Annotated in this window: 17 protein-coding genes; 2 read left to right on the top strand and 15 right to left on the bottom strand. The window is 55.7% G+C overall.

Annotation, left to right across the window (positions count from 1 at the left end; all coding sequences use genetic code 11):
* Positions 1 to 4: 4 nt before the first annotated feature.
* The 11 genes from ureC to ACXAIA_RS03165 form a co-directional block, all read right to left on the bottom strand.
* Complete coding sequence (gene ureC / locus ACXAIA_RS03215) at positions 5 to 1,717, bottom strand: urease subunit alpha (RefSeq protein WP_475348074.1); 1,713 nt, start codon at positions 1,715 to 1,717, stop codon at positions 5 to 7.
* A 17-nt stretch (positions 1,718 to 1,734) separates the two neighbouring features.
* Positions 1,735 to 2,040, bottom strand: a complete 306-nt coding sequence (locus tag ACXAIA_RS03210; RefSeq protein ID WP_062956783.1) for an urease subunit beta — start codon at positions 2,038 to 2,040, stop codon at positions 1,735 to 1,737.
* On the bottom strand, positions 2,037 to 2,306 hold the full coding sequence (locus ACXAIA_RS03205; RefSeq protein ID WP_338186647.1) for a hypothetical protein: 270 nt from the start codon (positions 2,304 to 2,306) through the stop codon (positions 2,037 to 2,039). Before ACXAIA_RS03205 ends, ACXAIA_RS03210 begins: the two co-directional genes overlap by 4 nt.
* A gap of 11 nt (positions 2,307 to 2,317) precedes the next feature.
* Positions 2,318 to 2,620 carry an urease subunit gamma gene (locus ACXAIA_RS03200; RefSeq protein WP_417828335.1) on the bottom strand — a complete coding sequence of 101 codons (303 nt, stop codon included), beginning with the start codon at positions 2,618 to 2,620 and terminating at the stop codon, positions 2,318 to 2,320.
* 26 nt (positions 2,621 to 2,646) lie between these two features.
* Positions 2,647 to 3,579 carry an urease accessory protein UreD gene (locus ACXAIA_RS03195; RefSeq protein WP_475348073.1) on the bottom strand — a complete coding sequence of 311 codons (933 nt, stop codon included), beginning with the start codon at positions 3,577 to 3,579 and terminating at the stop codon, positions 2,647 to 2,649.
* Between the two features lie 424 nt (positions 3,580 to 4,003).
* Entirely contained in the window at positions 4,004 to 4,699 is a 696-nt protein-coding gene (gene urtE / locus ACXAIA_RS03190; RefSeq protein WP_475348072.1) for an urea ABC transporter ATP-binding subunit UrtE, read from the bottom strand.
* A gap of 12 nt (positions 4,700 to 4,711) precedes the next feature.
* Positions 4,712 to 5,509 (bottom strand): urea ABC transporter ATP-binding protein UrtD, encoded by a 798-nt coding sequence (urtD, locus tag ACXAIA_RS03185; RefSeq protein ID WP_475348071.1) that lies wholly within the window; start codon positions 5,507 to 5,509, stop codon positions 4,712 to 4,714.
* A complete protein-coding gene (gene urtC / locus ACXAIA_RS03180) occupies positions 5,506 to 6,681 on the bottom strand; it encodes an urea ABC transporter permease subunit UrtC (RefSeq protein ID WP_475348070.1) in 1,176 nt (391 codons plus the stop codon). Before urtC ends, urtD begins: the two co-directional genes overlap by 4 nt.
* Positions 6,682 to 6,684: 3 nt before the next feature.
* A complete protein-coding gene (gene urtB / locus ACXAIA_RS03175) occupies positions 6,685 to 8,388 on the bottom strand; it encodes an urea ABC transporter permease subunit UrtB (protein ID WP_475348069.1) in 1,704 nt (567 codons plus the stop codon).
* Positions 8,389 to 8,513: 125 nt separating this feature from the next.
* Positions 8,514 to 9,788: an urea ABC transporter substrate-binding protein gene (gene urtA / locus ACXAIA_RS03170; RefSeq protein ID WP_475348068.1), complete on the bottom strand. Its 1,275-nt coding sequence runs from the start codon at positions 9,786 to 9,788 to the stop codon at positions 8,514 to 8,516.
* A 441-nt stretch (positions 9,789 to 10,229) separates the two neighbouring features.
* Positions 10,230 to 11,453 (bottom strand): urate hydroxylase PuuD, encoded by a 1,224-nt coding sequence (locus ACXAIA_RS03165; RefSeq protein WP_475348067.1) that lies wholly within the window; start codon positions 11,451 to 11,453, stop codon positions 10,230 to 10,232.
* Between the two features lie 287 nt (positions 11,454 to 11,740).
* On the opposite strand from ACXAIA_RS03165, the gene ACXAIA_RS03160 reads away from it, so the two are divergent.
* A complete protein-coding gene (locus ACXAIA_RS03160) occupies positions 11,741 to 12,652 on the top strand; it encodes a LysR family transcriptional regulator (protein WP_475348066.1) in 912 nt (303 codons plus the stop codon).
* Positions 12,653 to 12,724: 72 nt separating this feature from the next.
* On the opposite strand, the gene ACXAIA_RS03155 is transcribed toward ACXAIA_RS03160, so the two are convergent.
* From ACXAIA_RS03155 to ACXAIA_RS03145, 3 genes are all read right to left on the bottom strand, one after another.
* On the bottom strand, positions 12,725 to 13,762 hold the full coding sequence (locus ACXAIA_RS03155; RefSeq protein ID WP_475348065.1) for a histone deacetylase family protein: 1,038 nt from the start codon (positions 13,760 to 13,762) through the stop codon (positions 12,725 to 12,727).
* A gap of 75 nt (positions 13,763 to 13,837) precedes the next feature.
* On the bottom strand, positions 13,838 to 15,007 hold the full coding sequence (locus ACXAIA_RS03150; protein WP_475348064.1) for a methyl-accepting chemotaxis protein: 1,170 nt from the start codon (positions 15,005 to 15,007) through the stop codon (positions 13,838 to 13,840).
* A 46-nt stretch (positions 15,008 to 15,053) separates the two neighbouring features.
* Positions 15,054 to 15,587 (bottom strand): PAS domain-containing protein, encoded by a 534-nt coding sequence (locus tag ACXAIA_RS03145; RefSeq protein ID WP_475348063.1) that lies wholly within the window; start codon positions 15,585 to 15,587, stop codon positions 15,054 to 15,056.
* A 460-nt stretch (positions 15,588 to 16,047) separates the two neighbouring features.
* Between ACXAIA_RS03145 and ACXAIA_RS03140 the strand changes: the two genes are divergently transcribed.
* Positions 16,048 to 16,416 carry a hypothetical protein gene (locus ACXAIA_RS03140; protein ID WP_475348062.1) on the top strand — a complete coding sequence of 123 codons (369 nt, stop codon included), beginning with the start codon at positions 16,048 to 16,050 and terminating at the stop codon, positions 16,414 to 16,416.
* A gap of 126 nt (positions 16,417 to 16,542) precedes the next feature.
* Here ACXAIA_RS03140 and ACXAIA_RS03135 read toward each other — a convergent pair whose 3' ends face one another.
* Positions 16,543 to 17,625 (bottom strand): BMP family ABC transporter substrate-binding protein, encoded by a 1,083-nt coding sequence (locus tag ACXAIA_RS03135; protein ID WP_475348061.1) that lies wholly within the window; start codon positions 17,623 to 17,625, stop codon positions 16,543 to 16,545.
* Between the last annotated feature and the right edge of the window lie 159 nt (positions 17,626 to 17,784).

Genomic DNA, 17,784 nt, shown 5'->3' with positions numbered 1-17,784 from the left:
CCGATCAGAACAGGAAGTAACGCTGCGCCATCGGCACAACATCCACCGGCTGACAGGTCAGAAGTTCACCATCTGCCGTCACCTGATAGGTTTCCGGATCCACTTCCATCGCCGGAAGCGCGTCATTCAGCTTCATGTCCTTCTTGCCGATATTACGCGTGTTCGAAACAGCGAGAAGCTCTTTCGACAGACCAAATTCGGCGGCAATACCCGCATCAATGCCCGCTTGTGATACGAACGAGAAGCTCGATTTCGCAAGTGCATTACCGTACGAACCAAACATCGGGCGGTAATGGACCGGCTGCGGGGTCGGGATCGATGCGTTCGGATCACCCATGGCTGCCGCAGCAATCATGCCCGCCTTGATCACCATGTCGGGTTTGGTGCCAAAGAACATCGGTTTCCAGACAACAAGGTCGGCGATCTTACCCACTTCGATGGAGCCGACATGCGAACCAATACCCTGCGCAATCGCCGGGTTGATGGTGTATTTCGCGACATAGCGTTTGGCGCGGAAGTTATCGTTGCCGGTGCCGGAATCCTCGGGCAACGCACCGCGTTGCTTTTTCATCTTGTCGGCGGTCTGCCAGGTGCGGGTGATGACCTCACCCACGCGGCCCATGGCCTGACTGTCAGACGAGATGATCGAAAACGCACCAAGATCATGCAGGATATCCTCGGCCGCGATGGTTTCACGGCGGATACGGCTTTCGGCAAAGGCGACGTCTTCGGGGATTTTCGGATCAAGGTGATGGCAAACCATCAGCATGTCGAGATGCTCGTCAATCGTATTGACCGTGAACGGACGGGTCGGATTGGTCGAGCTTGGCAATACGTTGGCCTCACCACACAGCTTGATGATATCGGGCGCATGGCCGCCACCGGCACCTTCGGTGTGGAAGGTGTGAATGGTGCGGTTCTTGAACGATGCACGGGTATGCTCGACAAAGCCGCTTTCATTCAAGGTATCGGTATGGATCATGACCTGCACATCAAGGTCATCGGCCACGGACAAGCAGGTATCAATCGCCGCTGGCGTTGTGCCCCAGTCTTCATGAAGTTTCAGGCCACAGGCACCTGCCTTGACCTGTTCTTCCAGCGATCCGGGCAGAGTCGCATTGCCCTTGCCAAAGAACCCGATATTCATCGGAATGCCGTCTGCTGCCTGCAGCATGCGGGCAATATGCCAAGGGCCCGGCGTACAGGTGGTGGCGTTCGTGCCCGCGGCCGGGCCAGTACCGCCGCCCAGCATGCTGGTCACACCGGAATAAAGCGCATCTTCAACCTGCTGCGGGCAGATCCAGTGAATGTGGGCATCGATACCGCCAGCGGTGATGATGTTGCCTTCACCGGCGATGACTTCGGTACCCGGACCGATGATGATATCCACACCGGGCTGCACATCGGGGTTCCCGGCCTTGCCGATCCCGGCAATGCGGCCATCACGAATGCCGATATCGGCCTTGATGATGCCGGTGTAATCAAGGATCAGGGCATTGGTGATCACGGTATCAACCGCACCATTGGCGCGCGTTGCCTGTGATTGGCCCATGCCGTCACGGATGACCTTGCCACCGCCGAATTTGACTTCCTCGCCAAGGGTGGTGAAGTCTTTTTCGACCTCGATGATCAGATCGGTGTCCGCCAGACGGACCTTGTCGCCGACGGTTGGGCCAAACATGGCCGCATAGGACGGACGATCAATTTCGTAAGCCATTTATTCCATCCCCCCGCTTAAAGCTTGCCGTTGATTTTGGCGTTAAAGCCATAGACCGTGCCGGTCCCGGCATATTTCACCAGATTGACGTCGCGCGACTGGCCCGGCTCGAAACGAACAGCGGTACCGGCCGGGATATCAAGGCGGAAGCCACGTGCGGCTTCGCGGTCAAAATCAAGGCCCGGATTGGTTTCATAGAAATGATAGTGCGACCCCACCTGCACCGGGCGGTCCCCGGTATTGGCAACGGTGATGGTTTTGGTTTCACGCCCCTCGTTCAGGATGAGGCTGCCTTCCTTGGTAATGATTTCACCTGGAATCATAACTGCTCCTCCATAGGGGTAATACTCATGAATATGGCCGCACCGGTCGCTCGTATTTGTGCGGATGCGCGAAGCGAAAACGCAGGAAGATCGACATCTTGCAAGTTTTTGCGACAAAGCAGCCCGTGCAAATACGAGCGATCCTTTGGACAACTATTCTGGGCTCGAACTCCTGCGTCAAATCCCTTGCCCGGGGGGCCACCACGCGCAGCGGGCTTTTCCTTGTATTTCAAGCCCAGAATAGTTGCCGGTACGGTCATATTCATGAGTTTTACCCCTAGCGGATCGGTTCATGAACGGTCACAAGCTTCGTCCCGTCCGGGAAGGTCGCTTCGACCTGAATTTCGTGGATCATTTCGGCAATGCCATCCATCACCTGATCGCGCGTGATCACGGTCGCCCCGTCCCGCATCAGATCGGCAACAGATTTGCCATCGCGCGCCCCTTCAACGACATAGTCGGTGATGATCGCGATCGCTTCGGGGTGGTTCAGCTTCACCCCCCTCTCAAGGCGATTGCGCGCCACCATGGCGGCAACCGAAACCAGAAGTTTGTCCTTTTCGCGTGGCGTCAGATTCATGCCTGCCTACTCCTTGGCTTCATCGATTAAATCTCCCACAAACGCGGCAAGCGTGCGGGAAGCCCCCGTGTTTGATGGCGGAATGATTTCCACCACGCGCCGTAAACCCGGCGCAATTTCATCGGATCGCGCGCCATGAAGCGTGCAATCACAATCCCCTTCATCGCGGTCGCGGCACACAACACATCGCGCGCCTCAAGCCCATCGGTTGCCTGCGCCAAACAATCGCGTGCGGCTTCAAGCTTATCTTCTGCCCCATGCCCGACCAGAATGGCAGTCGCATTGGCCCGCGCGCCATCAAAGGCCGCCTCGTGATCGAGCATGCGCAGCACATCACCTTCAAGATGCAGCGCATCGCGCCAGATCGGGCGCCCGTCAATCGAGACATCCCATGCATCACGCGCAAGGCCGGTCGTGAAAACCTCACCGCGTGCAAGGCGACCAAACACCATCATCTCACCGGCCATGACCATGCCAGTGCCCGATGCAGTTACGGTCGTTTTGCGTTTCAGCCGGGCCTGATCAAACAGGATGCTTTCATGGGGCAACCATTCAAGCCAGCCACCATCCGCCACACCCAGATCAACCGACATTTCGCAATCCGGTCCGACCGACCGGTAAATCTTTTCCGCCGCCTGGGCGGTAAACAGCGCCGATGCGCCTTCTTCGACCTTGCCAGCAAAGGCAAGCTTGTCGCCCCCCACCATGCCGCCCGATGTCGTGACCAGAACAGCTGTCGCCAGATCCCCCGCGGTTGGCCGCGGGAACAGGATTTTCATCGGGTCACGGTAATAAAGATGATCAAGGGCTGCATGCCCGCCCTGATGCGCTGCACCTGTGCCCTGACGAAACGTCACCTCGGCCCGGCCATCGGTAATGATGCGGGCAGGCGTTGCTGGCGTTTCCATCTCCGCATTCGGGTTTGCGGATGTTGTCGGTTCAAGTTTGCGAAGCTGCACAAAGACACCTGACTAAAGCGGCCCACTTACGGGTCCTTAGGGTCAAAACTCATTCACATAATCGTCCCGGTCTCCCGGATTTGTGCGGATATGCGGAGCAAAATCAAAGGAAGATCTACATCTTTCAAGATTTTGCGACAAAATAGCCCGTGCAAATCCGGGTGATCCGAAGGACAACTGATATGAGAGAAAGCCTCTACGTCAAATCCCTTGACCGGGAAGCATCCCGCTCTGCGGGCTTTTCCTAGCTTTTTCTCTCATATCAGTTGCCGGGTCGGTCATGTGAATGAGTTTTGACCCTGATACCAAGGGGCTTCACAGCAAGATGCGGGCCAACCGCCAACACCCTGCCAATACAGGGGATCTGGCGGCATTTGGCCCGATTGGCGGCAGGCAAGTTGCGCAAATTTTTGGCAAATGCTGATCAAACAGTCAGATAGGCGCGGACTTTTTCGCGATCGAGTGTCTCTTTCGCACCCGAAAGAACAACTTCGCCCCGCTCCAGCACGACAATCTCGTCAGCCAGTTCGTGGGCAAATTCAAAATATTGCTCGACCAGCAGGATCGCCATATCACCGCGATCGGCGAGCTGTTTGATGACGCGCTGAATGTCCTTGATGATCGATGGCTGAATACCCTCGGTCGGTTCATCTAGCACCAGCAATCGCGGGCGGGTTACAAGCGCACGCCCGATGGCCAATTGCTGTTGCTGCCCACCCGAAAGGTCCCCGCCTCGACGGCCCAGCATGTCACGCAGCACCGGGAATAGCTCGAAAATCTCATCAGGGATATGGCGCATCGCACGCGGGAGTGCTGCAAAGCCGGTCTCAAGGTTTTCCTTCACAGTCAGAAGCGGGAAAATCTCGCGCCCCTGCGGGACAATCGCGATGCCATTAGCTGAGCGCCGATAAGACGGATCGCGTGAGATATCCTTGCCTTCCCATTTGATATTGCCGTCAGTTATTGGGTGCTGACCCACCACGGCCCGCATCAGGGATGTTTTGCCAACCCCATTGCGCCCCAGAACCGCCGTCACTTTGCCGGTTTCGGCATTCAGCGACACCTTGCGCAAGGCATGGGACGCGCCATAGAACAGATCAATATTGCTAACATCAAGCATGTCTAAATCCCTCTAGCGCCCCAGATAAACTTCAATGACCCGCGGGTCTTTCTGCACATGATCCAGGCGGCCCTCGGCCAGAACCGATCCTTCGTGAAGCACGGTCACCTTGCAATCAAGGTCACGGACGAATTCCATGTCATGCTCGACCACGACGACTGAGTATTCCTTGGCGATGGATCGTAAAAGTTTCGCCGTTTCCTCGGTCTCGGAATCGGTCATCCCGGCAACCGGCTCATCAACCAGAAGAAGTTCGGGTTCCTGCATCAACAGCATGCCGATTTCCAGCCACTGCTTCTGCCCGTGTGAAAGATTGGCCGCCATTTCATCACGCTTGTCTTCGAGCATGATGGTGACGAGCGTCTTTTCGATCTTGATCTTTTCCGAGTCTGTTAGGCGATGGAACAGCGCCTGAAACACACCACGTCCTCCTGATGCGGCCAGCAGCAGGTTGTCAAAAACCGTATGGCTTTCAAACACCGTCGGTTTCTGGAACTTGCGCCCGATACCCAGATTGGCAATCTCGGCCTCGTCCATCTTGGTCAGATCAATCTCGCTTTTAAACAGCACATCGCCGGTATCAGGCCGGGTTTTGCCCGTAATGATATCCATCATCGTGGTCTTGCCCGCCCCGTTCGGGCCGATGATGGCGCGCAGTTCGCCCGGCTCGACATAAAAGGACAGGTTGTTAAGCGCGCGGAACCCGTCAAAGGTCACCGATACCCCGTCGACATAAAGGATGGTTTCCGACTTGGCGGATTTGACCTGTTCCTCGTCCGAGGCATTCACTTGAATGGCTGCTTCGCTCATGCCTTGCCTCCTTCATTTGCGCGGCGCTTGCGCCAGGCTGTGATGATGGATTGCCGGTCTGGCGACCCGAAGGCCGGAATGGCACCGATCACACCTTTTGGCAGGAACAGGGTGACGGCAATGAACAATCCGCCCAGGAAGAACAACCAGAAGTCCGGCATCGCCCCGGTAAAGAAGGTCTTGGCGTAGTTGACAATAAACGCGCCCAGCACCGCCCCATAAAGCGTGCCACGCCCGCCAACCGCGACCCAGATGACAATTTCAATCGAAAGGGCCGGGGCAAATTCGCCCGGATTGATGATGCCGACCTGCGGCACATACAGCGCACCGGCAATACCCGCCATTACGGCTGAAACGGTAAAGACGAACAGCTTGTAATATTCGACGCGATAGCCTGTGAAACGCACGCGGCTTTCCGCATCGCGGATGGCAATCAGAACCTTGCCCAACCGCGACTGGGTAATACCCCGCGCCAGCACATAGCAAATGCCAAGAAACACACAGGATGCGACAAACAATCCGGCGCGCGTGCCATCCGATTGCAATGAATAGCCCAGCAGATCCTTGAAATCGGTCAGGCCGTTATTGCCGCCAAAGCCCATATCGTTGCGGAAGAAGGCCAGCAACAGCGCATAGGTCATGGCCTGCGTAATGATTGAAAGATAAACCCCGGTCACGCGCGAGCGGAAGGCAAGGAAGCCAAACACAAAGGCCAGAAGCCCCGGCACGAACATCGCCATGACGATGGCAAACCAGAACATGTCAAAGCCATACCAGTACCATGGCAATTCCTGCCAGTTCAGGAAGACCATGAAATCCGGCAGGACCGGGTCACCATAAACGCCGCGATCCCCGATCTGGCGCATCAGATACATGCCCATGGCATAACCGCCGAGCGCAAAGAACGCCCCGTGGCCCAGCGACAAAATCCCGCAGAAACCCCAGATCAGATCAACACTGAGCGCCAAAAGCGCATAGCACAGATACTTGCCCAGCAGACTGACCATCCAGGTCGGCACATGAAAGGCGGAGCTTTCCGGCAGCAACAGGTTGCTCATCGGCACCAGAATGGCAGCCGCGATCAGAATACCCAGAAGGATCATCCCGCCGCGGTCATTCAGCAGCCAGCCAATCACCGGCGTCATTTGATATTTTTGACGGTAATCGGTCATGGATCAGGCCTCCACCGCGCGACCTTTAAGGGCAAACAGCCCCTTCGGTCGTTTCTGGATAAACAGGATCAGCGCAATCAGGACAAAGATCTTGGCCAGAACTGCACCTGCGACCGGCTCAAGGAACTTGTTGACGATCCCAAGGCTGAACGCGCCCAGCACAGTGCCCCACAGGTTCCCGACCCCGCCGAACACAACCACCATGAAACTGTCGATAATATAGGTCTGACCAAGGTTCGGGCTGACATTGGAAATCTGGCTGAGCGCCACACCAGCGATGCCGGCAATCCCCGACCCCAACCCAAATGTCAGTGCATCGACATAGCCCGTGCGAATACCAACCGACCCGGCCATGCGGCGGTTTTGCGTCACCGCGCGCATCTGCAAACCAAACGCGGTATAGCGCAGCACAGCGGCGATGCCCGCAACGACGATGATGCTAAACAGAATGATCCACAGCCGGTTATAGGTCAGGACCAGACCGGTCGAAAATTCAATCGCCCCACTCATGAAATCAGGTGCGGTGACCTGCTGGTTGGTCGCACCAAAGATCGTGCGGATCGCTTGTTGCAAAACAAGGCTAACCCCCCAGGTCGCAAGCAGGGTTTCAAGCGGACGACCATACAGGAAGCGGATCACGGATCGTTCGATCACAACCCCGACTGCACCGGCAACCAAAAAGGCCGCAGGCACGGAAATCACCAATGACCAGGCCGAACCCGATGGCAGGAACGATCCCAGCGCCTGCTGCACCATAAAGGTGGTATAGGCGCCGATCATGATCATCTCGCCATGGGCCATGTTGATCACCCCCATCACACCAAAGGTAATGGCAAGACCAACCGCCGCCAGCAACAGGACCGAGCCCAGGCTGATCCCGCGATACACATCGCCCACCGTCTGCCAGGTCGACAGACGCCCTTCGACGGATTCAAGTGCATCATTGGCCGCGGCAATAACTTCGGGCTCAAAGCCCTCGGCCTCGGCACTGGCAACGAATTGATACAGCACCGCACGGATTTGCGGGGTGGTTTCGCTTGAAAGAACCTCAATCGCAGCAAGGCGTTCTTCGGTGGTTTCACCGGCCGCCAGCGCCATGGTCGCACGCGCAAGCTCCATACGCGCCAGAAGCGTTTCATCTTCTTCGCGGTCAATCGCACGCAGCAAAAGCGGCAGCATCGCCGGATCGCGGGCATCCATGATCTGTTCGACCGCACCACTACGCACCGTCAAATCCGGGCTAAACAGGTTCAATGTCGCCAACGCATCGCGCAGAACGCCGCGCAGACGGTTATTGACCTTGATCTTGGAAATTTCCTTGGATCCGCTTTCGCCGATCTCTTCGCCGCTGACAATGTCGATATGGGTATAGACCTTGCCCTGTTTGCGGGTGATCACAACGTGCTCGTCGCTGTCGCGGACATAAAGGTCGCCTTCGAGCATCGCGCGCAGGATCGGCGCAACACGGGGGTCCCCGTCTGCAGCCATTTCCTCGATCACGCCGATCTTCTTGGTCGAGCTTTTGACATTGAGCCGCTCAGTCACATTGCGAAGTTCTTCGTCGCTATAGGCCAGCGCCCCCTTGGGCAGGGCTGTGGCGACAATCAAAAGACAGGCCAGAACCATCGCGAAACCCTGGATGGCGTTGCGGACCTGTGGAAGGCAGAACGGGGAACGGCGCAGCATCGAAAGCATGTCATTGCGCATGATCACCAAACCTTTGAATGCAAAACGGAAAAGGAAATAAAGAAATCTCGGGCCTGGCCCCACAGAAAGGCCGCCCCAAAATGAACAGGCCGGCCGCATAACGCGACCGGCCCATCCAAAACCAATCAGTACATCGGTTTTTCACAGTTGCCGCAGACCCACGGATAGGTCCAGTCGGCGGTCAGCTTTGCGCTTTCCGGCAGGAAGTCCGACCATGCATCGCCAACGACGGTGCCATCGGTTTCCCAAACGATGTCGAACTGACCATCATCCTGAACTTCGCCGATCAGAACCGGCTTGGACAGGTGGTGGTTGGTGTTCATGACAGCGGTGCCGCCGGTCAGGTTTGCAACTTCCTGGCCGTACATTGCCTGACGAACTGCATCGACATCGGTGGTGCCAGCCTGCTCAACAGCCTGTTTCCACATGTTAAAGCCGATATAGGTTGCTTCCATCGGGTCGTTGGTCACGCGCGACTCATCACCGATGAAGGCATGCCATTTTTCGATGAAGGCATCGTTGGCATCTGCCTCAACCGACTGGAAGTAGTTCCAGGCAGCAAGGTGACCAACCAGCGGCGCGGTGTCGATACCGGCCAGCTCTTCTTCACCAACCGAGAAGGCAACAACCGGAATGTCTTCGGCCTTGATGCCCTGGTTTGCCAGTTCCTTGTAGAACGGAACATTCGCGTCACCGTTAATGGTCGAAACAACGGCGGTGTTTTTGCCAGCCGATGCAAAGGCTTTCACGTCAGCAACAATCGACTGCCAGTCGGAATGACCGAACGGGGTGTAGTTCTCCATGATGTCTTCATCGGAGATACCCTTGCCGTTCAGATAGGAACGCAGGATTTTGTTGGTCGTACGCGGATACACATAGTCGGTACCCAGAAGAACGATACGTTCGGCAGCACCACCATCTTCGCTCAGAAGATAATCAACGGCCGGGATCGCCTGCTGGTTCGGAGCCGCACCGGTGTAGAACACGTTGCGCGAGCTTTCCTCACCTTCGTACTGAACCGGATAGAACAGCATGCTGTTGAGTTCCTCGAAGACCGGCAGAACCGATTTACGCGAAACCGACGTCCAGCAACCGAACACAACATCAACCTGTTCCTGTTCGATCAGCTCACGGGCTTTTTCAGCAAAAAGCGGCCAGTCAGAAGCCGGGTCAACGACCACTGCTTCGACTTCCTTGCCAAGCAAACCACCGTTCTTGTTCAGGTCATCGACCAGCATCAGGACGGTGTCCTTCAGCGTGGTTTCGGAAATCGCCATTGTGCCGGAAAGAGAGTGCAGCACGCCAACCTTGATGGTCTCTGCTGCCTGTGCGGCTGACATTGCCATCGCAGACACTGCCATGGCCCCGGCGCCGATAAGCGCCTGAAGCTTCTTATTCATTTATAGCCTCCACTGAGTTTTTATTGCACCGCCGTTGCACTTGCTAAAACCGTGCCAGACTCAGGGACCAAATTGAATAAAATCGCGAATCGGGGGATTCCTACGCAATAAGCAACTATTTTACAACTTGTTTGGGGAAAATATTTGCGCACCCTATTCTATCTCTGATTATTTTTCGGTCATTGATGACAATTTGATTATTTTTTGATCAGATTGACGGCGCCGTTTTCAGGACTTATGTGGGGTGCGGAAGTTTCGCCTGTGCTGAGCTTATTGCACCACAATCCGCCCTGTGCCGGCCTGCTTCCCGCCCCGTCGGGAGACCGGCGGGGCGTTTTATTTTACGCGTAACCTTGCACACCGATTTTCCGGTTTCGCGCAAACAATAAGGGCGGCCCCATTTTGCAGCCGCCCTTTGCACTATCCTGTTTCCGAAACGCCTTATTCCGGCATACCCGCGCGGATCCATTGACCAAGCTGGGCACGCTCCTCCTCGGTCATTTCCGTCAGGTTGCCCAGTGGCATGGCGCGTCCGATCACGGCCTGCGCCAGCACGCGCTGGGCATTGGCTTCGATCTGGGCCAGATCATCAAACATCACACCGGCCGGCGCCTCGTCGAACCCTTCATCCGTTGGATTGGCCGAATGGCATGTGGTGCAACGCGTCTGGACGATCGCCTGCGCGTGATCGGCGGTAATGACGTCTTCCTCGGCCAGTTTGACTGCATTGGGGTCGTAACTGGCAAACATTGCCAGCACCGCCATGCCAATGGCTGCGGCCGGAAGCTGCCAGGCAATCGCCTTACCGGTGCCGCCGGCATTACGCGTGTTAAAGAAATGGCGCACCAGCCCGCCAATGATCAGGATCAGCCCGACAATCAGCCACGACTGATCATGGGAAAACAGCATCGAATAGTGGTTGCTGATCATCATCAGCAACACCGGCAGGGTCAGATAATTGTTATGGGTCGAACGTTGCTTGGCCTGCAGCCCCAATGCCGGGTCAGGCTTTTCACCGGCCATCAGGCTGGCGACGACCTTTTTCTGGTTTGGGATGATGATGCGAAACACGTTGGCGGCCATGATCGTGCCGATCATCGCACCGACATGGATGAACGCCCCGCGCCCGCTAAAGACATGGGTAAACAGATAGCTCGCAGCCATGATCAGGATGAACAGTGCGATCGCAAGCTTGCCGGTGCTTTTGCCAATCGGGCTTTTGCAGATGATGTCATAGATCACCCAACCGGCAAACAGGCTGCCAAGACCAATCAGGATCGCATCCATCTTGGTCAGCGCCAGAACGCTTGGGTCAATCAGATAGCTTTCCGCACTCCAGTAATACATCGTCACCAGAAGCGCAAAGCCCGTAATCCAGGTGAAATAGGCCTCGTATTTGAACCAGTGCAGCTCGGGCGGCATGGAACTGGGTGCCACCATCCATTTGTTCACATGATAAAAGCCGCCGCCATGCACCATCCAGGCTTCGCCATAAACGCCTTCGTCCATACCCTGGCGCTTGCGCAGGGACAGATCCAGCCACACGAAATAGAACGAAGACCCGATCCAAGCGATGCCCGTAATCAAATGCGCCCAGCGCAGGATCAAGTTGATCCAGTCCTGAAACAGAATATCCACGGTGCTTGAAACCTCCGTCTCGCCCATGCGCGGTTTCCGGCGCGCTGGCAGCCCTGCCTTGATGATACCCCCGGGGCCTTTGATGCGGCTCTGATGGCGCTATTTTGCCCGGGTTGCGTCCAGTCGATCTGTTTGTCGATCTGCTTCTTGTCCTAACACAGTCCCCCGACCGCCTCTATTATTTAGGGGGTGAGCATAATCGAAATGACTTTCAAAATAATCTTTAAAATGGCACAGTGGCGCCGCCCAATCAGCACTTAAAGCGCCAACCAAAAGCAAGAAACCGCCCCCAGACATCAGGAGCTTCCCGCACCATGTCCGACTTTGAGGACATCCAGATTTTTGTCCGCGTTGCCGAACTTGGCAACCTTTCTGCTGCCGGGCGCGAATTGCGCCATTCGGCTGCTGTGGTGTCAAACCGGATCGCCCGCCTGGAAGAACGTCTGGGTGTGCGCCTGCTGAACCGTACCACGCGCCGGGTTAATTTGACGACCGAAGGGGATGTCTATTACCGCCACTGCCTGCGCATTCTGACCGAAATGCAGGAAGCGGAAAACGCCATCGCCAATCAGAAAAACACCACCCGCGGCCCGGTCACGCTGACCTGCCCGGTGGCGTTTGGCAATAAATACGTTGCCCCGATCATTCCGAAATTCGTCGAACAAAATCCGGATGTGCAAATCCGCCTGCATCTGTCGGACCGGTTGCTGGACCTGCTGCAAGACAAGGTCGATCTCGCCATCCGCATTGCCGAGCTCAAGGAAAGCTCGCTGATTGTTCGCAAGCTGGCATCCAACAAGCGCATGCTGGTCGCAAGTCCGGAGTATCTGGAAAAGAACGACACGCCCAAAGTGCCTGCAGATCTTTTGAACCATAATTGCCTGCTGCTGCGCTTCCCGGGATCGCAGCAATATCAATGGACATTGCAAGGCCCCGGCGATGAGCCGCCCGTCACATTGGCCGTCGCGGGATCGATGGATTCAGATAGCAGCGAAGTCCTGACCCGCTGGTGCCTTGATGGGCATGGCATTGCGCTGAAATCGAACTGGGAAGTTGATGAATATCTGCGCGACGGACATCTCAAACGCGTTCTGCCGGATTATCAACCGCCATCCCATGCGGTCTATACGCTTTATCCCGAAAACCGCTATCTGCCGACCCGTGTTCGTGCCTTTGTCGATTTTCTGGTTGCGGAATTTGGCGGCACGCCGCCCTGGGAACGCTGAGCGACCAGAACGCGAAATAAAAAAATGCCCCGACATCCGTTCGGGGCGTTTTTGTAGTTCAGCTTGGCGGATCTAGTTTTTGGCGAGTTCAAGATATCCGCTCAGCACCGCTGCTACATTGTGCCCGATCACGTCATGGGCGTAGCCACCTTCCATGGTGAATACGGTTTTAAGCCCCATCCGCCCGATCATTTGCCCGATACGGTTGAAATCATCGGTCTGGAGTTTGAAATCACAAATCGGCTCTGCTTCGTGGGCATCAACACCCAGGGCCACCACCAACGCATCGGCCTGCCAGGTCAGAAGTTTCTGCATCGCCTTGGCAAAGCCAGCCCCCCAGGCACCAAAATCACTGCCGCCCGGAAGCGGGACGTTTAGGTTTGCGCCCTGCCCGTCATTGCGGCCGGTTTCATTGGCATAGCCCATGAAGAACGGGAACTGATGGGTCGGGTCGGCATGGATCGAAATCGTCAGAACGTCGCCGCGCTCATAGAAAATATCCTGCGCGCCATTGCCGTGATGGTAATCGATATCAAGGATCGCAACCTTTTTCGCACCCCTGGAAATCATGTGCTGGGCGGCGATGGCGGCATTATTCAAAAAGCAATAACCACCATATCGGTTGGCATGGGCGTGATGCCCCGGCGGACGGGTCAGCGCAAAGGACGACTCATTGTCGCTCCAGGCGGCCTCGGCGGCCGAGATCACTGTTTGGGCGCCCCAATAGGCGGCCTTCCAGGTGCCTTGCGTAATCGGTGTGTCGGATGAAATGGCATATTGGCCAAGACGCGCGCTGATATGTTCGGGCTTGCCGCCGGAAAAACCACCGGTCGGCCAGACATAGGGAAACGCATCGCCCTTGTTGCCGGCTTTGGTCCAGCTATCCCATGCGGTTTCAAGAAAATCGATATAGTCGGCATCATGGATCGCCCGGATCGGATCAATGCCGAAATCCTTGGGATCAAACAGCTGCGCCTTGATCGCGTGCGCCACCGCATCGCGAATGATCGGAATGCGTCGTGCGTTTTCAAAACACGGCACCATGCGCCCATGATGCATTTCGCCAGCCCCATCATGGGCATCGTGACGCGAATTGAAGAAAACCCGCATGGCACCGCTCTCCTGACTAAAAACGATCGGGCACCATCATGACGCCCGAAGCTACCTGTTGCACGCAGAAAGCGGCTATTTCTTGGCGGTATAAAGCAGTTTTTCGATGGTATCTAGGAACACACCCAACTGATTACGCAGGTTTTCCGACTGATCGGCAAGGCGATCGGCCATGTCGCGCGTGGTGTCGGCGGCCTCGCCAGTGCGCCCGGCCATATCCGAAACCACAGTGATGTTGTCGGTAACTTCCTGTGCGCCGCCCGATGCCTGTTCGACATTGCGCGTAATGTTGGTTGAAAGGCTCGCCTGGGTTTCAACATTGCCCGAAATCATGTCAGAGCGTGCGGCGAGATCATCAATTACGCCTGCGATCTCGCGGATCGAGCCGACCGATTGTTCAATCGCAGTCTGGATGTCCTGAACCTTTTCCTCGATGCTTTCGGTCGCCTTGCTGGTCTGGTTGGCAAGTCCTTTGACCTCGTTGGCGACAACGGCAAAGCCTTTGCCGGCTTCACCGGCACGGGCGGCCTCAATGGTCGCATTCAGCGCCAGAAGGTTGGTCTGGGCGGCAATGTCACGGATAAAGCTGACCACTTCAACGATCTCGCCCGCTGCGGCTTCAAGTTGGCCGATACGACCATCGGTTTCCTGCGCCAGGCCATTGGCACGGTGCGCAATCTCGACCGACTCACGGGCCTGATCGGACACATTGCGGATCGAATCATTGAGCTCTTCCGACGCGCTTGAAAGCTCGCTGACATTGCTTGCCGTCTGGCGGGCAGCGGCGGCAACATTGGTTGATCGCGAGCTGGTCTCATGGGCGATGGAATTCGCATCACCTGATGCCTCGGCAAGGGCGATTGCCGCGCTGGCAATATCATCAACCGCGGCAAAGGAGCCGCTTTTGAATTCATCGAGAATATCGGCAAAACCAGACAACTTCTGCTCGATCGAGGCACTCGCGGCATTGATGCGCTTGGCCGAAGACAGATATTCCCCAACCAACCCGGTCTCGACGATGCGGCGGTAATAACGGTTTTCCGAAACAGCCCCCATCGATGCGGCGCTTTCGCGCAGGAACGCGTCATTGCGGTCGATCAGGCGGTTGATAGCAATGAACAGTTCGCGCATGTCGGCATGACTGTCGACATTGGTGATGCGGGCTTCGTAATCACCATCGGCTGCGGCCAAGACCACATCCAGTGCTTTTTTGATACCTGATTTTGAACCACCAAATAGCGACATTAGAACCTCGAACCTTCGATTTCGGGGGTGGGGAGACACCCAATTTCTAGAGACTTTGTATAAACTTGTCGTACGACATGCCCATATCAGACAGCTTTTGCATCAACGCTTTGGACGCCGCATTCATGCCGTCCTTCCGATTGGGCACGCTTTCCTCAATGCTGCGAAGCTCCGCATACAGAGGAATGATCGTTTCACTCAGAACTTTCGGGTCCGGCACCCGGCGGTTGGAATGGTATCCAACCACATTGTGATTGGCGTCAAAGGTCGGCGTCACATGGGCATAAACCCAGTAATGATCACCATTGCTGGCCATATTGACGACATAGGCGAAAATCTCGTGCCCGGAAGAAATCCGGTCCCACAAAAGCTTGAAAATGCAGCGCGGCATATCCGGATGGCGGATCATCGCATGCGGCTGACCAAGAACTTCACGTTCCGAATAATCAGACAGGCGCAAAAACACCTCGTTGGCATAGGTGATGCGGCCCTTGAGATCGGTCTTGCTGACGATCAGTTCTTCCGGTTTGAAATGACGTTCCCGCCCTGAAGGCTGAATGTCAGAAGGCTTTGCACTCACCTCAAGACCCCGTTTCTTGTTCTTATAGACACGCTAGCAATTCAGATTTGCCGGCAGGATGAATTACTTAATTATCATGTAAAAATTCTAGTTAGAAGAGAAAACATTAGCTTTTCATACGCCATTTTCTCAATAACTAACAGACTAAACTGGAATTATTATTGAATAAACTATTATCCCGCCCACAACTATTCAACCCTTGCTTTAGAAGATTGACACGTCGCGTCGGCCTGCATTTACATCTGCAAAACCAACGCGCAAAGCCCTTCGCGCAAATGCAACGATCCGCTCCTATTGGAAGCAAATCTCTGTCTCCGCCCAACTTGAACGCGAGACACTCCAAAAGGGGTGCCCGCCCCTATGCATTTGTCTGATTTTTTCGGCGACGCTAGGAATTAATCATCTTTGTAACGATTTCATGTATCATCAACCGAAACGGGAACCGTCAGGAACACAACGGATGACGAAAGATCTTCGGAATTTTCCATATCGCGTCGTCATACATGAAAAGCATTCCGCACAAGGGGTGCTGGACTGGCTCGACGTCAATGTCATGAGCAAGAACTGGACGATGGGCATTCGCAATATCGAAATCCCGCGCGACGCGGCCGCCCCCATTGTTGATATGGTGATCTATTTCAATCGCCGCGAAGACATGGAACGCTTCCGCGACAATTGGGCCGGCAAGACCCGCGAACACAAGGTCAAGCTGCGTGGCTGGCGCGCAGCCCTTTATGCGCTGTTTCATCCGCGCACCGAAATGGTCGCCTATGAAAAGGTCGCCGAAGCCAAGGCAAAAAAGCCCGACCCGGCAAAGAAGAAAACCTAACCCACATAGCGGGTGGCAGGAGTTTTTCCATTACGACCAATCACACCAGGCCACGAAAAAAGCCCCGCGCACCTTAATGCACGGGGCTTTGTTATTTCGCCGATCCGGATGGACCGGAAACCTGACTTATTTCGGCAGTTCTGCGTCGATGCCCTGGATGTACCAGTCCATGCCCAGCAGCATGCCGTCATCAGCAATTTCACCTTCTGCAACACGCAGTTCGCCAGCCTGGTCATAGATCGGGCCGGTGAACGGGTGGAATTCACCCGATGCGATTTTTGCTTCGGTTTCTTCTGCCAGTGCTTTCACGTCGTCAGGCATGTTGGTGTAAGGTGCCATTTCGACCATACCGGTGTTGATGCCACCCCAGGTGTCCTGGGATTCCCAGGTACCATCGGCAACCGCCTTGGCACGGGCAACATAGTAGCTGTCCCAGTTATCGACGATCGCGGTCAGCTGTGCTTTCGGTGCAAACTTGATCATGTCAGATGCCTGACCGAAACCAAGAACGCCACGGTTTTCAGCAACCTGAAGCGGTGCCGGGCTGTCGGTGTGCTGAACCATGATGTCTGCACCCTGGTCAATCAGCGCCTTGGCCGCATCGCCTTCCTTACCCGGATCGTACCAGGTGTTGGCCCAAACGACTTTGACTTCAACGTCCGGGTTAACCGACCATGCGCCCATCATGAAAGAGTTGATGCCACGGACAACTTCCGGGATCGGGAACGAACCGACATAACCAACAACGTTCGACTTGGTCATTTTACCGGCGATCACACCAGCAACATAGCGGCCTTCATAGAAACGTGCAGCATAGGTCGACAGGTTGTCGGCACGCTTGTAACCGGTTGCATGTTCGAATTTCACATCCGGGAACTGCTTGGCGACTTTTTCGGTCGGGTTCATGTAACCGAACGAGGTGGTGAAGATCAGATTGTGGCCGGTCTGGGCCATCTGACGGATCACACGCTCGGCATCGGCACCTTCCGGCACGCTTTCGACATAGCTGGTAGTCGCAGCATCGCCGAGTTCGGCTTCAATCGCCTGACGGCCAATGTCATGACGATAGGACCAACCATGGTCACCAATCGGGCCGACATAGACAAAACCGACTTTAACGTCTTCGGCCTGGGCTGCACCCATGCCGGTTGCGAGGGCACCAACAGCCGCAACGGCGGCAAGTGTGCGCTTCACGAGGCTTGCATTCATAATTTCAGTCTCCCTGTTAGACACTCAATCAGGATTTATACGTAATTCCTGATCGCAATCAATGACGCGTTCCTGCACAAACCAAAACTCAGACAAACCGGACAAGCCGTGGCCCGGCTTGTGTGAGGTTTGGCAAGTACAGTCTTCCTCCCGTCGGGC

The organism is Thalassospira sp. ABL2_045 (genome assembly GCF_056161285.1).
Note: the sequence above shows the minus strand (reverse complement) of the source record. Positions and strands in the feature narration are given on the sequence as shown.

Coding starts and splice junctions, on each gene's coding strand:
- ureC (WP_475348074.1), bottom strand. CDS start 1,717: ATGGCTTACGAAATTGATCGTCCGTCCTATGCGGCCATGTTTGGCCCA.
- ACXAIA_RS03210 (WP_062956783.1), bottom strand. CDS start 2,040: ATGATTCCAGGTGAAATCATTACCAAGGAAGGCAGCCTCATCCTGAAC.
- ACXAIA_RS03205 (WP_338186647.1), bottom strand. CDS start 2,306: ATGAATATGACCGTACCGGCAACTATTCTGGGCTTGAAATACAAGGAA.
- ACXAIA_RS03200 (WP_417828335.1), bottom strand. CDS start 2,620: ATGAATCTGACGCCACGCGAAAAGGACAAACTTCTGGTTTCGGTTGCC.
- urtE (WP_475348072.1), bottom strand. CDS start 4,699: ATGCTTGATGTTAGCAATATTGATCTGTTCTATGGCGCGTCCCATGCC.
- urtD (WP_475348071.1), bottom strand. CDS start 5,509: ATGAGCGAAGCAGCCATTCAAGTGAATGCCTCGGACGAGGAACAGGTC.
- urtC (WP_475348070.1), bottom strand. CDS start 6,681: ATGACCGATTACCGTCAAAAATATCAAATGACGCCGGTGATTGGCTGG.
- urtB (WP_475348069.1), bottom strand. CDS start 8,388: ATGCGCAATGACATGCTTTCGATGCTGCGCCGTTCCCCGTTCTGCCTT.
- urtA (WP_475348068.1), bottom strand. CDS start 9,788: ATGAATAAGAAGCTTCAGGCGCTTATCGGCGCCGGGGCCATGGCAGTG.
- ACXAIA_RS03165 (WP_475348067.1), bottom strand. CDS start 11,453: ATGGGCGAGACGGAGGTTTCAAGCACCGTGGATATTCTGTTTCAGGAC.
- ACXAIA_RS03160 (WP_475348066.1), top strand. CDS start 11,741: ATGTCCGACTTTGAGGACATCCAGATTTTTGTCCGCGTTGCCGAACTT.
- ACXAIA_RS03155 (WP_475348065.1), bottom strand. CDS start 13,762: ATGCGGGTTTTCTTCAATTCGCGTCACGATGCCCATGATGGGGCTGGC.
- ACXAIA_RS03150 (WP_475348064.1), bottom strand. CDS start 15,007: ATGTCGCTATTTGGTGGTTCAAAATCAGGTATCAAAAAAGCACTGGAT.
- ACXAIA_RS03140 (WP_475348062.1), top strand. CDS start 16,048: ATGACGAAAGATCTTCGGAATTTTCCATATCGCGTCGTCATACATGAA.
- ACXAIA_RS03135 (WP_475348061.1), bottom strand. CDS start 17,625: ATGAATGCAAGCCTCGTGAAGCGCACACTTGCCGCCGTTGCGGCTGTT.